The sequence below is a fragment of the Microbacterium sp. Leaf159 genome (genome assembly GCF_001423615.1).
In the GTDB taxonomy this organism is placed as follows: domain Bacteria; phylum Actinomycetota; class Actinomycetes; order Actinomycetales; family Microbacteriaceae; genus Microbacterium.
The window spans coordinates 136825-150135 of record NZ_LMOU01000001.1 but is presented as its reverse complement, the minus strand read 5'-3'; the positions used below and the strand labels follow the sequence as shown (position 1 = coordinate 150135).

Sequence of the window (13311 nt, the reverse complement as noted above, 5' to 3'; positions counted from 1 at the left end):
ATGATGTAGTGATCGCTAATCTGTGAACATGGAACTCCATCAGCTGCAGATCCTCAGAGAGCTCGGCGCGCTGGGCAGCGTCGCCGCCGTCGCCGACAACCTGCACGTGACGCCCTCAGCCGTGTCGCAGCACCTCGCGGCGCTGCAGCGGAGCTTTCGCACGCCGCTCACGCGGAGAGACGGGCGCCGCCTGGCGCTGACCGCCGCAGGCGAAGTGCTCGCCACGGCCGGCGCCGACGCGATCGATGCCATGGCCGCAGCGCGCAGCGCGGTGGACGACTTCGAGGGTGACAGCACCGGCATCGTCACGGTCAGCGGATTCCACAGCGTGGGACAGGCGCTCTTCGGCTCGCTGATCCGGGAACTCGACGCGGCGGATGCGCCGCCGACCGTGCAGCTCACAGACGAGGACGTGGCGCAGAGCGACTTCCCGGCTCTCACCGCCCGCTACGACCTCGTGCTCGCGCACCGCATGGAGCACTCTCCTCCCTGGCCCACCGACGGGATGCGCAGCCTGGCGCTCGTGCGGGAGCCGCTCGACGTCGCCGTCTCGGCATCCCATCCCCTCGCCGCGCGTGGCCAGGTGACATCCTTCGACGTGGTCGACAGCCCGTGGGTCACGAGCCGTGTCGGATACTCCCCCGACGACGTGCTGCGCGCGGTGTCCGCCGTGGCCGGCCGCCCCGTCGAGATCCGCCACAGGATCAACGACTACGGGGCGATCGCCGCTGTCGTCGCCGCCGGCGGAGTGCTGGGGATGCTGCCGCGCTACACGACCCGCACGGTCGACGATCGCGACATCGTCCGGCTCCCCCTACGAGGAGTCAGCACTCACCGGATGATCGACGTGCTCGCCCGGCCCGAGAACCTGAGGCGGCAGTCCGTCCGTCTCGTCGTCGAGGCCCTCCAGCGGGTGATGGCTAGGCTCAGAGGATGACCGACGCCTCGAACCCGCTGCTCCAGCCGTCCACGCTCCCCTACGGTCTTCCCGACTTCGCCGCGATCAGGCCCGAGCACTACCTCCCGGCGTTCCAGGCCGCATTCGACGAGCACCTCCGCGAGATCTCGCGGATCACGATGGTGCGCTCGATGCCCACCTTCGAGAACACGATCGACGCGCTCGAGCGCTCCGGCGACCTGCTCGACCGAGTCGCGCATGCGTTCTACACGGTGACCTCGGCCGATGCGACGCCCGAGATCCAGGAGATCGACGAGCATCTCGCTCCCCTGATGGCCGCGCATCAGGACGCGATCACCCTCGACGGCGCCCTGTACTGGCGCGTGCAGCAGGTGCACGCACAGCTCGCCGATCTCGACCTCGACGACGAGCAGCGCTATCTCGTCGAACGGCACCACCGTGAGATGACGCACGCGGGCGCCGCCCTCGATGACGCGGCGAAGGAGAGGCTCACTCTGCTCAATCAGCAGCTCTCGACGCTCAACAACACTTTCGAACGCAACCTGCTGAATGACACCAACGACCTGGCCGTCGTGTTCGACTCCGCCGAGGAGCTCGCCGGTCTCAGTACGGGAGAGCTCTCGGCCGCCTCTCGCTCTGCCGAGGAGCGTGGCCTCGAGGGCAGATTCCTGATCTCGCTGCCCCTGTTCACGGGGCATCCGTATCTCGCGCAGCTGCGTGATCGCGAAGCGCGGCGACGGATCATGGATGCGTCTCGCATGCGCGCATCGCGTGACAACGGCAACGACAACCGCCCGGTGCTGCAAGAGATCGTGCGGCTGCGCGCAGAGCGCGCAGAACTGCTCGGTTACGCATCGCACGCGGCATACGTCACGGCCGACGAGACGGCAGGGACTCCCGAGGCGGTCGAGCGGATGCTGCGGGAGCTCGCCGCCCCGGCCGCGCGCAACGCCCGTGCGGAGCGGGAAGCCCTCCAGGCGATCGTCGACGAGACCGAGAGCGCACCGTTCCCCGTCGAGGCGCACGATTGGGCGTTCTACACCGAGAAGGTGCGCACCGCGCGCTACGACATCGACACGAGCGGCCTCCGACCGTGGTTCGAGGCCGAGCGGGTGCTGCAGGACGGCGTGTTCTTCGCCGCCACGCGGCTCTACGGCGTCACCTTCACCGAAAGACACGACCTGGTGGCCTACCACCCGGGGGCCCGCGTGTTCGAGGTGCACAACGCCGACGGCACCGCCCTCGGACTGTACGTGCTCGATCTCTACACGCGCGACTCGAAGCGCGGCGGCGCATGGATGAACCCCATCGTGAGCCAGTCGCACCTTCGCGGCACGCTGCCGGTCGTGGTCAACAACCTCAACGTGCCGCTTCCCGGCGACGGAGAGCCGACCCTGCTGACCCTCGACGAGGTGACCACGCTCTTCCATGAGTTCGGCCACGCGCTGCACGGCCTGTTCGCCGTGGTGACGTACCCGCACTTCGCCGGCACCAATGTCTTCCGGGACTTCGTCGAGTTCCCCAGCCAGGTGAACGAGATGTGGATCCTCTGGCCCGAGGTGCTCGACAACTACGCGCGTCACCACGAGAATGACGAGCCACTCGACCCGGCGATCGTCGCGCGACTGCGCGCGACCGAGGCTTTCAACCAGGGGCATGACACCAGCGAGTACCTCGCGGCCGCCTGGCTCGACCAGGCCTGGCATCAGGTGGGGGCCGACGCCGGAGTCGCCGACGTCTCCTCGTTCGAGAGCGCTGCGCTCGCCGACATCGGTCTCGACGACCCGGTCGTGCCGACTCGCTACTCGTCGACCTACTTCGCCCATGTGTTCTCGGGCGGGTACAGCGCGGGGTACTACTCCTACATCTGGAGCGAGGTGCTCGACGCCGACACCGTCGACTGGTTCCGAGAGCATGGCGGGCTCACTCGCGAGAACGGCGATCGATTCCGTGCGCGCCTCCTCGGGGTCGGCGGATCGAAGGACCCGATCGACGCGTACCGCGACTTCCGTGGCCGCGACGCGGAGATCGCCCCTCTGCTGAAGCGTCGAGGGCTCGATACCTGAGCAGGATCATCCGCGATCCACCTCGTCTCAGCGGTCGAGCAGTTCCATCGCCTTGTACCAGGTGAGTTGGTGATAGCTCTGAGCGAGGTGCTCGCCGAGACCGTCGAGGGACACCACGTGCACGGCGATCGCCTCGCTGTCGTCGAGCGCCTGCTCGGCGACGCGGACGCAGTCGCGGGCGAGGAAGTGATGCACGCGGTTGGTGTGGTTGCCGAAGTTCGCCCAGGTGGATCCGAGCTCGACGATCTCACCCGGCTCGTAGCCCGTCTCCTCGCGGAGTTCCCGGGCCGCTGCCGCGATCGGGGCCTCGCCGGGTTCGACGCCGCCTCCGATCATCCCCATCGCGATGATCCCCGCTCCGTGGCGGTACTCCTCGACGATGATCGCGCCGCCGTCGGCATCCAGCGCGAGCAGTGAGATCCAGTCCCCGTACTCGAGCACGTAATAGGGCGCGATCCGACGATCGTCCGCATCACGGCAGTCGTCCGCGCGCACACGGATCCAGCGGTCGGCGACGACGATCTCGCTGTCGACGACCCGCCAGGGCGCGGGTGCCGGGCTCACGCGCTCTTGCGCTTGCGCTCCATCACGATCGTGGGAGGCGCGCCCTCATCGACGGCCGCGCGGGTCACGATGACCTTGGCGACGTCTTCGGCGGAGGGGATCTCGAACATGATCGGACCGAGCACGTCTTCGAGGATCGCGCGGAGTCCGCGCGCACCGGTCTTGCGCTCGACCGCGAGGTCGGCGATGGACCGCAGAGCCTCTTCCTCGAACTCGAGCTGCACGCCGTCGAGCTCGAACATGCGCTGGTACTGCTTGACCAGCGCGTTGCGGGGACCGGTGAGGATGTCGATGAGAGCATCCTGGTCGAGAGGCGACACCGAGGTGACGACGGGCAGTCGGCCGATGAACTCGGGGATCAGACCGAACTTGTGCAGGTCCTCGGGGAGCACCTCGCTGAACAGATCGAGGTCCTTGCCCTTGTCGTGCAACGGGGCTCCGAAGCCGATGCCGTGCTTGCCGACGCGCGCCGACACGATGTCCTCGAGCCCGGCGAATGCGCCGGCCACGATGAACAGCACGTTCGACGTGTCGATCTGCAGGAACTCCTGGTGGGGATGCTTGCGCCCGCCCTGCGGCGGCACGGATGCGACCGTGCCCTCGATGATCTTGAGCAGCGCCTGCTGCACACCCTCGCCCGACACGTCGCGGGTGATCGACGGGTTCTCGGCCTTGCGGGCGATCTTGTCGACCTCGTCGATGTAGATGATGCCCTGCTCGGCGCGCTTGACGTCGTAGTCCGCCGCCTGGATCAGCTTCAGGAGGATGTTCTCGACGTCCTCACCGACGTAGCCGGCCTCGGTCAGTGCGGTGGCGTCTGCGACCGCGAACGGCACGTTGAGGCGCTTCGCGAGCGTCTGCGCCAGGTAGGTCTTGCCGCAGCCGGTCGGACCGATGAGCAGGATGTTGCTCTTGGCGATCTCGATGCTCTCGGCCTTCTGCTCGGCCGTCTGAAGCGTGCCGTGCGCACGGATGCGCTTGTAGTGGTTGTAGACCGCGACGGCGAGTGCCTTCTTCGCGGGCTCCTGACCGACGACGTACTCTTCGAGGAAGGAGAAGATCTCACGGGGCTTCGGCAGCTCGAAGTCTGCACCGCCCTCGGCGGAGGATTCCGCCATCCGCTCTTCGATGATCTCGTTGCACAGCTCGACGCACTCGTCGCAGATGTACACACCGGGTCCTGCGATGAGCTGCTGCACCTGCTTCTGGCTCTTTCCGCAGAATGAGCACTTGAACAGGTCAGCGCTTTCGCCGATACGGGCCATGCGCGTCCTCCTAGGGGGGGATCCTGAGATCGTCTACTGAGCCTAACCGCTGCATCCGACACCGGGACGCATTGGCGCGGGGTCGTGGTGGAACTATCCGATCGACATGCGCGGCGGCCGAATGAGATCCCATGGCGCTCCGTAGGGATCCTCGAAGATCGCGACGGTGCCGTAGGCCTCGTGGCGCGGCTCCTCCCGAAATCGAATGCCGTGGGCCAGCATGCGCGCATGCTGCTGCTCGAAATCATCGGTCTCGAGGAAGAACGCGACGTCGTCTCCGGCTTGGTGCCCGAGCATCTCGGGGTCGGCGCACAGCGCCAGTACGAGGCCCGTGCCTCCTGCTTCAGGCCCGACGACCACCCGACGCCAGCCACCCTCGAACGTCTCGTCCTGGCGCACGACGAAGCCGAGCCCATCGACGAAGAACGCGAGTGCCTCATCGTGGTCGTGGACGAGGTATGTGGCGTTCTGGAGGCGGATCACGCGTCACAACATAGCGCGCTGAGTTTTCCGCACTAAGACGTCGCTGCTCGCAGGAGTCGCCCGAGACACGCTGAGAGCCCCGCAGCTGATGCTGCGGGGCTCTCAGCGTAGGGCCGACGCTAGACCATGCTCTTGGTGTGCCAGACGGTCTTGACCTCAGTGAAGGCGCCGATGCGCTCCGGAGATGCGGTGACAACGCCGGGAGCCAGCACGCGCTTGAGCGTCTCGGCGGCAGCGATCTGCATGTCGATCCACTCGAGGTCGCCGGCACCGGCAAGGTCGAGCGCGTTGACGTCCTGGTGCGAGGCGAGCCACGGAGCCATCTCGGCCGGAGAGCCGGTGAGCACGTTGACGACGCCCCCGGGCACATCGCTCGTCGCGAGCACCTCGGCGAGGCTGATGGCCGACAGCGGGAAGCGCTCGCTCGCGATCACCACGACCGTGTTGCCTGCGACGAGCGCAGGAGCCACGACCGAGACGAGACCGAGCAGGGCGGAGTCCTGCGGTGCGACGATCGCGACCACCCCGGTCGGCTCCGGCACCGAGATGTTGAAGTACGGACCGGAGACGGGGTTCGCGTTGCCCGCGACCTGTGCGTACTTGTCACACCAGCCGGCGTACCAGACCCAGAGGTCGATCGCCTCGTCGACCTGCGTGGATGCTGCGGACGTCGAGACGCCCTCCTGCGCGGCGATCTCATCGATGAACTGCGCACGGCGCCCCTCGAGCACCTCGGCCACCCGATAGAGCACCTGTCCGCGGTTGTATGCGGTGGCGCCCGACCAGCCCTTCACCGCGGCACGTGCGGCGACGACGGCATCCCGTGCATCCTTGCGGGAGCCCTGGGCGGCGTTCGCGAGGAAGGCCCCCTTCGCCGACAGCACCTCGTAGGTGCGGCCGGACTCACTGCGGGGGAAGGCACCGCCGATGGCCAGCTTGTAGGTCTTCGGAACGGTCAATCGCTTGCTCATGCGGAGGCCCCCTTCAGGTACGCGGTGAGACCCTGACGTCCGCCCTCGCGGCCGTATCCGGACTCCTTGTAACCGCCGAACGGGCTCGACGGGTCGAAACGGTTGAACGTGTTGGCCCAGATCACGCCGGCGCGGAGCCGGTCGGCGACCGCCAGGATGCGAGAGCCCTTGTCCGACCAGATGCCCGCGGAAAGACCGTACGGCGTGTTGTTCGCCTTGGCGATCGCCTCGGCAGGCGTGCGGAACGTGAGCACCGACAGGACGGGCCCGAAGACTTCGTCACGGGCGATGCGATGCGATGCCTCGACTCCGGTGAAGATCGTCGGAGCGAACCAGAATCCCTTGTCAGGGATCGCGCAGTCGGCCGTCCAGCGCTCTGCACCTTCGGCCTCGCCGATGTCGCTGAGCTCCCGGATGCGGGCGAGCTGGGCCGCCGAGTTGATCGCACCGATGTCGGTGTTCTTGTCGAGCGGGTCGCCGAGACGCAGGGTCGAGAGGCGGTTCTTCAGACGATCGATGACCTCGTCGTGGATCGACTCCTGCACGAGCAGCCGGCTTCCGGCGCAGCACACGTGCCCCTGGTTGAAGAAGATGCCGTTGACGATGCCTTCGACGGCCTGGTCGATGGGCGCGTCGTCGAACACGATGTTCGCGGCCTTGCCTCCGAGCTCGAGCGTGAGCTTCTTGTTCGTCCCGGCGACAGCGCGGGCGATGTCGCGGCCGACTCCGGTCGAGCCGGTGAAGGCCACCTTGTCGACGTCCGGGTGGCGCACGAGAGAAGCGCCGGTCGCGCCCGCACCCGTCACGATGTTGACCACACCCGCCGGAAGATCGGCCTGCTGCAGGATCTCCGCGAAGATCAGCGCCGTGAGCGGCGTGGTCTCTGCGGGCTTGAGCACGACGGTGTTGCCGGCGGCCAGGGCAGGGGCGAGCTTCCACGCGAGCATCAGCAGCGGGAAGTTCCAGGGGATGATCTGCCCGGCGACGCCGAGCGCGCGCGGGTTCGCTCCGAGCCCCGCGTGGTCGAGCTTGTCGGCCCAGCCCGCGTAGTAGAAGAACCAGGATGCGACGAGAGGCACGTCGACGTCGCGGCTCTCCTTGATCGGCTTGCCGTTGTCGAGGCTCTCGGCGACGGCGAGCTCACGAGCCCGCTCCTGCACGAGGCGGGCGATGCGGAACAGGTACTTGCCCCGATCGCGACCGCTCATCTTCGACCAGGTCTTGTCGTATGCGCGACGGGCAGTGGCGACCGCGCGATCGATGTCCTCATCACTCGCGGACGCGATCTCGGCGATGCGGGTCTCGTCGGCGGGCGAGATGGTGGTGAAGCTCGGGCCCGAACCGTCGACGAACTCGCCGTCGATGAACAGACCGTAGCTGTCCCTGAGGTTGAGGACTGCCTTCGACTCCGGTGCCGGAGCGTATTCCAGGAATGACATATTCGGGGCTCCTAGTCGATCGTGACGTAGTCGGGGCCGGAGTAGTGGCCGGTGGTGAGCTTCTGACGCTGCAGCAGCACGTCATTCAGTAGGCTCGAGGCTCCGAAGCGGAACAGATGCGGCTGGAGCCACTCCTCACCCACGGTCTCGGCCACGGTGACGAGGTACTTGACCGCGTCCTTGGAGGCGCGGATGCCGCCGGCGGGCTTCACGCCGATGCGCTCCCCCGTGCCGCGGTGCCAGTCGCGCACCGTCTCGAGCATCAGCAGCGTCGTCGGCAGGGTGGCCGCGGGCTGCACCTTGCCGGTGGACGTCTTGATGAAGTCGCCGCCGGCGAGGATGCCGAGCCACGATGCGCGCTTGATGTTGTCGTAGGTGTTCAACTCACCGGTCTCGAGGATGACCTTGAGCGAGGCGTACGAGCCGTCCGCACGACGGCACGCCTCCTTCACCTGGGCGATCTGGTCGTACACGAGTCCGTAGCGACCGGAGAGGAACGCCCCGCGGTCGATGACCATGTCGATCTCGTCGGCACCGGCCGCGACGGCCTCCGCCGTGTCGGCCAGCTTGATCGCCAACGACGAGCGTCCGCTCGGGAAGGCCGTGGCGACCGCGGCGACCGAGATCAGACCGTCGTCCGGGTCACCGTGCAGCGCACCGAGTGCCTCGACCGCGTCGCCGACCATGTCGCCGTACACGCAGACGGCGGCGACCTTGGGGGTCGACGGGTCTGCGGCATCCGGGTTCTTGGCCTTCGCGACCAGCGACCGCACCTTGCCCGGCGTATCCGAGCCTTCGAGGGTCGTGAGGTCGATCAGCTTGATGATGGTGTCGAGGGCCCAGGCCTTCGACGTCGTCTTGATCGATCGCGTGCCGAGACCGGCAGCGCGCTGCTCGAGGCCGACGGCGTCGACGCCGGGGAGTCCGTGCAGGAAGCGGCGGAGCGTGGCGTCGTCCGGCTCACCGCCGAGGACGTCCACCGCCGCTCTGCGGCTGAGTTCTTGGGTCGTCATTGTTCCTCCAACAATGCTCGTGCTGTGGTCTCATCTGTCACCAGGACGCTGCACAGGCCGCTGGTCACGACTGTACGCGCGATGTCATGCTTGGCGTCACCCGCGGTGACGAAGATCGAGCGCTTCGCGGCGCGCAGCCGACCGAGGTCGACTCCGACCGTCCGGGCGTCGAGCTGGGGGTCGACGATGTTGCCGTCCGCGTCGATGTAGCGCCCGAGCACGTCGCCCACGGCGCCGCGGCGGGCGAGCTCCTCGACGTCGGACGCCGAGAGGTAGCCGTTCTCGACGTGAGCGGAGGTGGCGTCGCAGGGACCGGCCGTGAACAGGAACGCCTGCGCCTCGGCGGCCTCCTCGAGGACGGCGGCGACCGTGCGATCGGCCTCGATGGCCTGCTTGGTCTCGACGCGCTCGAGGATCGCCGGGCTCGGCAGAAGGGACACATGGCCCGAGGCGCGCTGGGCGATCGTGACGGCGAGACCTGCGGCTCCGCCCGAGCGACGGTTGAGGCTCACTCCCCCGTTGAGCTGCACGACCGTGACGCCTGTGGCCCACCCGTCGGGCAGCGCTTCGGCGACGGCGCGGAGCGTGCGCCCCCAGCTGACGCCGAGCGTCCGCGGAACCGGACGCATGGCGGTGAGGAAGTCGGCGGCGGCCTGTGCGACGCGTTCGAGCGTTCCGTCGTCGCCGTCGGGAGAGGGCACGACGACTGCCGCCCTCAGGCCGTGGCGCTCGACGAGCTGGCGCTCGAGTCCGAGGCGCCGAGCTCGCGGATGCACGATCTCGATCCGGACGATGCCGCGCTCGCGCGCCTGAGTGAGCAGACGGCCCACCTTCCAGCGGGAGAGCTTCAGGAGCGCCCCGATCTCGTCCTGGGTCTTGTCTTCGTCGTAGTACAGCTCGGCGACGCGGACCATGGTGAGTTCTTCTTCCACGGCATCCTCCTTCCGCGTCCAGCTTACGGCGGAATCACCGTTCGCGCACCCGTGTGCTCATATGCGCACTCTCCCGGTGAAGGGTCGCGCATTCGCCGCGCACACGAGAAAGGACGCCGACCCCGAGGGGCCGACGTCCTTTCAGGACAGCAGTGCGTCACACGCGCTTGCGCGAGGTGAGCACCTGATCGACGATGCCGTAGTCCAGCGCCTCGGCGGCGGACAGGATCTTGTCGCGGTCGATGTCGCGGTTGACCTGCTCGACCGGCTTGCCGGTGTGGCGAGCCATGGTCTCCTCGAGCCAGGTGCGCATGCGGAGGATCTCCGCCGCCTGGATCTCGATGTCGGACGCCTGACCGTGTCCGGCCTCACCCATCGCCGGCTGGTGCATGAGCACACGGGCGTTGGGCAGGGCGAGACGCTTTCCGGGGTGGCCGCCCGCGAGCAGCACGGAGGCGGCGGATGCCGCCTGACCGAGCACCACGGTCTGGATCTGCGGCGCGACGTACTGCATCGTGTCGTAGATCGCCGTCATCGCGGTGAACGAACCACCGGGTGAGTTGATGTACATCGTGATGTCACGCTCGGAGTCCTGGCTCTCGAGCACGAGGAGCTGCGCCATCACGTCGTCGGCCGACGCGTCGTCGACCTGCACGCCGAGGAAGATCACGCGATCTTCGAACAGCTTGTTGTAGGGGTCCTGGCGCTTGAAGCCGTAAGCCGTGCGCTCCTCGAACTGAGGAAGCACGTAGCGGCTGGAGGGCAGGTCGCCGGCAGAGCGGAAGGTGGGTGCGTACATGAGAGTCCTTTCGCTTTCCGTTACTTGATGTCCTGGTCGGTTCCGCCGCCACCGACGACGTCGGTGGCCGAGTCGCGGATGTGGTCGACGAAGCCGTACTCGAGCGCCTCGTCGGCGGTGAACCAACGGTCGCGGTCACCGTCTTCGTTGATCTGCTCGACCGACTTGCCGGTCTGCGCCGCAGTGATCTCGGCGAGGCGGTTCTTCATCGACGTGATCAGCTGCGCCTGCGTCTGGATGTCGCTCGACGTGCCGCCGAAGCCACCGTGCGGCTGGTGCAGCAGCACTCGCGCGTTGGGGGTGATGTAGCGCTTGCCCTTGGTGCCTGCGGTCAGCAGCAGCTGACCCATCGATGCGGCCATGCCGATTCCGACGGTGACGATGTCGTTCGGGACGAACTGCATCGTGTCGTAGATCGCCATGCCCGCGGTGATCGATCCGCCGGGCGAGTTGATGTAGAGGTAGATGTCCTTCTCGGAGTCCTCTGCGGCGAGAAGGAGGATCTTCGCGCAGATCTCGTTCGCATTGTCGTCGCGCACCTCCGATCCCAGCCAGATGATGCGGTCTTTCAACAGTCGGTCGAAGACGCTCGTAGCGAGGAGGGGTTCTGCAGCCATGTCAGCTCCTGATTCCGTGTTTCAGTGATTCGAATCTACCGGCGACGACGCGGCGCTCAGGCCGTGTTCGCCGTCGGCATATCAGGCGTCGAGTTCCGCGATCTCGTGCGCGTAGGCGGTCATCGAGCGGTGGTACCGCGGCAGGTGAGGGACGAGAGCCAGCAGCGCGACGGACAGACCGTGCGCCGGTCGTCCCGAGCTCGCCAGGATCAGTGCGTGGACGGTGGCGACGGCATCGCGATACGGACCGTCCGACGACAGCTCCTCCTCGGCGCGGATCACCGAGAGCGCCTCCTCGAACTCGCCGAGGTTGCGCAGCGAGCTGGCCATCTGGATCACGCACTGCGGGCGATGCTCGTCGTCGAGGCCCAGAGCGAGTGCGCGGCGGTACAGCTGGACCGCTTCCGCCGGGCGACCGGCGGAGTCCCTGGCGCCGGCTCGCTCGAATTCCGCACGCGCATCGTCGGTACCGCGCTCGGCAGCGAGTGCGTCGATCCGGGCGATGGTGTCGTCGCCGACCTCTTCGCCCGTCGCCTCTGCCCACACCTCGTCGATGCGCTCATCCCAGGTCTTCGTCATGCCTTCGCTCCTCATCTCGTCGGTTTACGAGAAAGGGGCGGATGCCGCAGCATCCGCCCCTTTCCCAGAGATCGTGTTCGATCACTCAGCCTTGTCGGCTGCCTTCTTGGCCGGAGCCTTCTTGGCAGCGGGCTTCTTCGCGGCCGGCTTCGCAGCGGCCTCGGCGTCGTCGGCCTTCTTGGCAGGAGCCTTCTTCGCAGCGGGCTTCTTCGCAGCCGGCTTCGCAGCGGCCTCGGCCTCGTCGGCCTTCTTCGCGGGAGCCTTCTTGGCCGGAGCCTTCTTGGCCGGAGCCTTCTTGGCGGGCTTCTCGTCGGCAGCAGCTTCGGTCTCGGCCTCATCGTCGGTCACGACGAAGTCCGACAGATCGACGGACTTGCCGTTCGTGTCGACGACCTTGACCTTGCCGAGCGCGATCGCGAGGGCCTTGTTGCGGGCGACCTCACCGACGAGCGCGGGAAGCTGGTTCGACGACTGCAGCGCCTCGACGAACTCCTGGGGAGCCATGCCGTACTGCGATGCGGACTGGATGAGGTACTGCGAGAGCTCCTCCTGCGAGACCTGCACGTCGGCCTGCTCGGCGATCGTGTCGAGCAGCACCTGCGTGCGGAACTGCTTCTCGCTGGCCTCGGTGACCTCGGCGCGGTGCACGTCGTCCTCGAGGCGGTTCTCGCCCTCGAGGTGGTTGTGCACCTCGTCTTCGATGAGCTTCGGCGGAACGGGGATGTCGATCTGCTCGAGCAGCGCCTCGACGAGCTTGTCGCGTGCGGCGGAGCCCTGCGTGAAGACGCCCTGCTGCGAGACGCGCTCGGCGAGGCTCGCGCGGAGCTCGGCGATCGTGTCGAACTCGCTGGCGATCTGGGCGAAGTCGTCGTCGGCCTCGGGGAGCTCGCGCTCCTTGACGGCCTTGACGGTGACGGAGACCTCAGCCTCGGAGCCGGCGTGGTCGCCGCCCACGAGTGCGGAGCGGAACGTGGTGTCCTCGCCTGCGGTGAGCGACTCGATCGCATCGTCGATGCCCTCGAGCAGCTCGCCGGAGCCGACCTCGTAGGAGACGCCCTCGGCGCGGTCGATCTCGGCGCCGTCGATGGTGGCGACGAGGTCGAGCTCGACGAAGTCACCCTTCGCTGCGGGGCGGTCGACGGGAACGAGCGTGCCGAAGCGGGCGCGCAGGTTCTCGAGCTCTGCGTCGAGAGCAGCCTCGTCGGCCTCGACGGCGTCGACCGTGAGGGTGATGCCGTCGTACGCGGGGATCTCGATCTCGGGGCGGACGTCCACCTCGATGTCGACGAGCAGGTCGCCCGAGAAGTCCTTCTCGTTCGGCCACTGCGTGATGTCGGCGGCGGGGCGGCCGACGACGCGGAGCTTGTGCTCGACGGTCGCGTCGCGGAAGAACTTGTCGAGGCCCTCGTTGACCGCGTGCTCGATGACCGCGCCGCGACCGATGCGCTGGTCGATGATCGGAGCGGGGACCTTGCCCTTGCGGAAGCCGGGGATCTGAACGTCCTGAGCGATGTGCTCGTAGGCGTGCGCGATGCTGGGCTTGAGGTCGTCGGGGGTGACCGTGATGCTGAGCTTGACCCGGGTCGGGGTCAGCTTCTCGACGGTGCTGTTCGCCATTCTGGTGTGCTCTCCTTGTGATTTCCGCGCTGAATCGCGGCTGTCAG

13 protein-coding genes are annotated in these 13311 nt (G+C 67.5%); 2 read left to right on the top strand and 11 right to left on the bottom strand.

Annotation, left to right across the window (positions count from 1 at the left end; all coding sequences use genetic code 11):
- The first annotated feature begins 28 nt into the window (after positions 1-28).
- A complete protein-coding gene (locus ASF80_RS00725; protein ID WP_056307121.1) occupies positions 29-937 on the top strand; it encodes a LysR family transcriptional regulator in 909 nt (302 codons plus the stop codon).
- The gene (locus tag ASF80_RS00720; RefSeq protein ID WP_056307118.1) at positions 934-2985 is read left to right on the top strand and encodes a M3 family metallopeptidase; all 2052 of its coding nucleotides are present in this window, start codon (positions 934-936) and stop codon (positions 2983-2985) included. The genes ASF80_RS00725 and ASF80_RS00720 overlap by 4 nt, the downstream gene beginning before the upstream one ends.
- 27 nt (positions 2986-3012) lie before the next feature.
- On the opposite strand, the gene ASF80_RS00715 is transcribed toward ASF80_RS00720, so the two are convergent.
- The 11 genes from ASF80_RS00715 to tig form a co-directional block, all read right to left on the bottom strand.
- Positions 3013-3549: an NUDIX hydrolase gene (locus ASF80_RS00715; RefSeq protein ID WP_056307117.1), complete on the bottom strand. Its 537-nt coding sequence runs from the start codon at positions 3547-3549 to the stop codon at positions 3013-3015.
- The gene (clpX, locus tag ASF80_RS00710; RefSeq protein ID WP_056307115.1) at positions 3546-4814 is read right to left on the bottom strand and encodes an ATP-dependent Clp protease ATP-binding subunit ClpX; all 1269 of its coding nucleotides are present in this window, start codon (positions 4812-4814) and stop codon (positions 3546-3548) included. The genes ASF80_RS00715 and clpX overlap by 4 nt, the downstream gene beginning before the upstream one ends.
- A 93-nt stretch (positions 4815-4907) precedes the next feature.
- Entirely contained in the window at positions 4908-5297 is a 390-nt protein-coding gene (locus ASF80_RS00705; RefSeq protein ID WP_056307112.1) for a VOC family protein, read from the bottom strand.
- A 119-nt stretch (positions 5298-5416) separates the two neighbouring features.
- Entirely contained in the window at positions 5417-6268 is an 852-nt protein-coding gene (locus ASF80_RS00700) for an aldehyde dehydrogenase family protein (RefSeq protein WP_056307111.1), read from the bottom strand.
- Positions 6265-7707 (bottom strand): aldehyde dehydrogenase family protein, encoded by a 1443-nt coding sequence (locus tag ASF80_RS00695; RefSeq protein ID WP_056307107.1) that lies wholly within the window; start codon positions 7705-7707, stop codon positions 6265-6267. Before ASF80_RS00695 ends, ASF80_RS00700 begins: the two co-directional genes overlap by 4 nt.
- 11 nt (positions 7708-7718) lie before the next feature.
- Positions 7719-8720, bottom strand: coding sequence for a deoxyribose-phosphate aldolase (deoC, locus tag ASF80_RS00690; RefSeq protein ID WP_056307105.1), 1002 nt, complete (start codon positions 8718-8720; stop codon positions 7719-7721).
- A complete protein-coding gene (locus ASF80_RS00685; RefSeq protein ID WP_056307103.1) occupies positions 8717-9652 on the bottom strand; it encodes a sugar-binding transcriptional regulator in 936 nt (311 codons plus the stop codon). The genes deoC and ASF80_RS00685 overlap by 4 nt, the downstream gene beginning before the upstream one ends.
- A 157-nt stretch (positions 9653-9809) precedes the next feature.
- Positions 9810-10451, bottom strand: a complete 642-nt coding sequence (locus ASF80_RS00680; RefSeq protein ID WP_056307101.1) for an ATP-dependent Clp protease proteolytic subunit — start codon at positions 10449-10451, stop codon at positions 9810-9812.
- Between the two features lie 20 nt (positions 10452-10471).
- The gene (locus ASF80_RS00675; RefSeq protein WP_042540775.1) at positions 10472-11068 is read right to left on the bottom strand and encodes an ATP-dependent Clp protease proteolytic subunit; all 597 of its coding nucleotides are present in this window, start codon (positions 11066-11068) and stop codon (positions 10472-10474) included.
- An 81-nt stretch (positions 11069-11149) separates the two neighbouring features.
- Positions 11150-11647, bottom strand: coding sequence for a tetratricopeptide repeat protein (locus tag ASF80_RS00670; RefSeq protein WP_056307099.1), 498 nt, complete (start codon positions 11645-11647; stop codon positions 11150-11152).
- Positions 11648-11728: 81 nt separating this feature from the next.
- Positions 11729-13264, bottom strand: coding sequence for a trigger factor (gene tig / locus ASF80_RS00665; RefSeq protein WP_056307097.1), 1536 nt, complete (start codon positions 13262-13264; stop codon positions 11729-11731).
- Positions 13265-13311: the final 47 nt, after the last annotated feature.

What these genes read in the sequence shown, in the direction of transcription:
- deoC (WP_056307105.1), bottom strand. Translation starts at nt 8,720, where the DNA reads ATGACGACCCAAGAACTCAGCCGCAGAGCGGCGGTGGACGTCCTCGGC.
- clpX (WP_056307115.1), bottom strand. Translation starts at nt 4,814, where the DNA reads ATGGCCCGTATCGGCGAAAGCGCTGACCTGTTCAAGTGCTCATTCTGC.
- ASF80_RS00675 (WP_042540775.1), bottom strand. Translation starts at nt 11,068, where the DNA reads ATGGCTGCAGAACCCCTCCTCGCTACGAGCGTCTTCGACCGACTGTTG.
- ASF80_RS00680 (WP_056307101.1), bottom strand. Translation starts at nt 10,451, where the DNA reads ATGTACGCACCCACCTTCCGCTCTGCCGGCGACCTGCCCTCCAGCCGC.
- ASF80_RS00700 (WP_056307111.1), bottom strand. Translation starts at nt 6,268, where the DNA reads ATGAGCAAGCGATTGACCGTTCCGAAGACCTACAAGCTGGCCATCGGC.
- ASF80_RS00670 (WP_056307099.1), bottom strand. Translation starts at nt 11,647, where the DNA reads ATGACGAAGACCTGGGATGAGCGCATCGACGAGGTGTGGGCAGAGGCG.
- ASF80_RS00695 (WP_056307107.1), bottom strand. Translation starts at nt 7,707, where the DNA reads ATGTCATTCCTGGAATACGCTCCGGCACCGGAGTCGAAGGCAGTCCTC.
- tig (WP_056307097.1), bottom strand. Translation starts at nt 13,264, where the DNA reads ATGGCGAACAGCACCGTCGAGAAGCTGACCCCGACCCGGGTCAAGCTC.
- ASF80_RS00720 (WP_056307118.1), top strand. Translation starts at nt 934, where the DNA reads ATGACCGACGCCTCGAACCCGCTGCTCCAGCCGTCCACGCTCCCCTAC.
- ASF80_RS00725 (WP_056307121.1), top strand. Translation starts at nt 29, where the DNA reads ATGGAACTCCATCAGCTGCAGATCCTCAGAGAGCTCGGCGCGCTGGGC.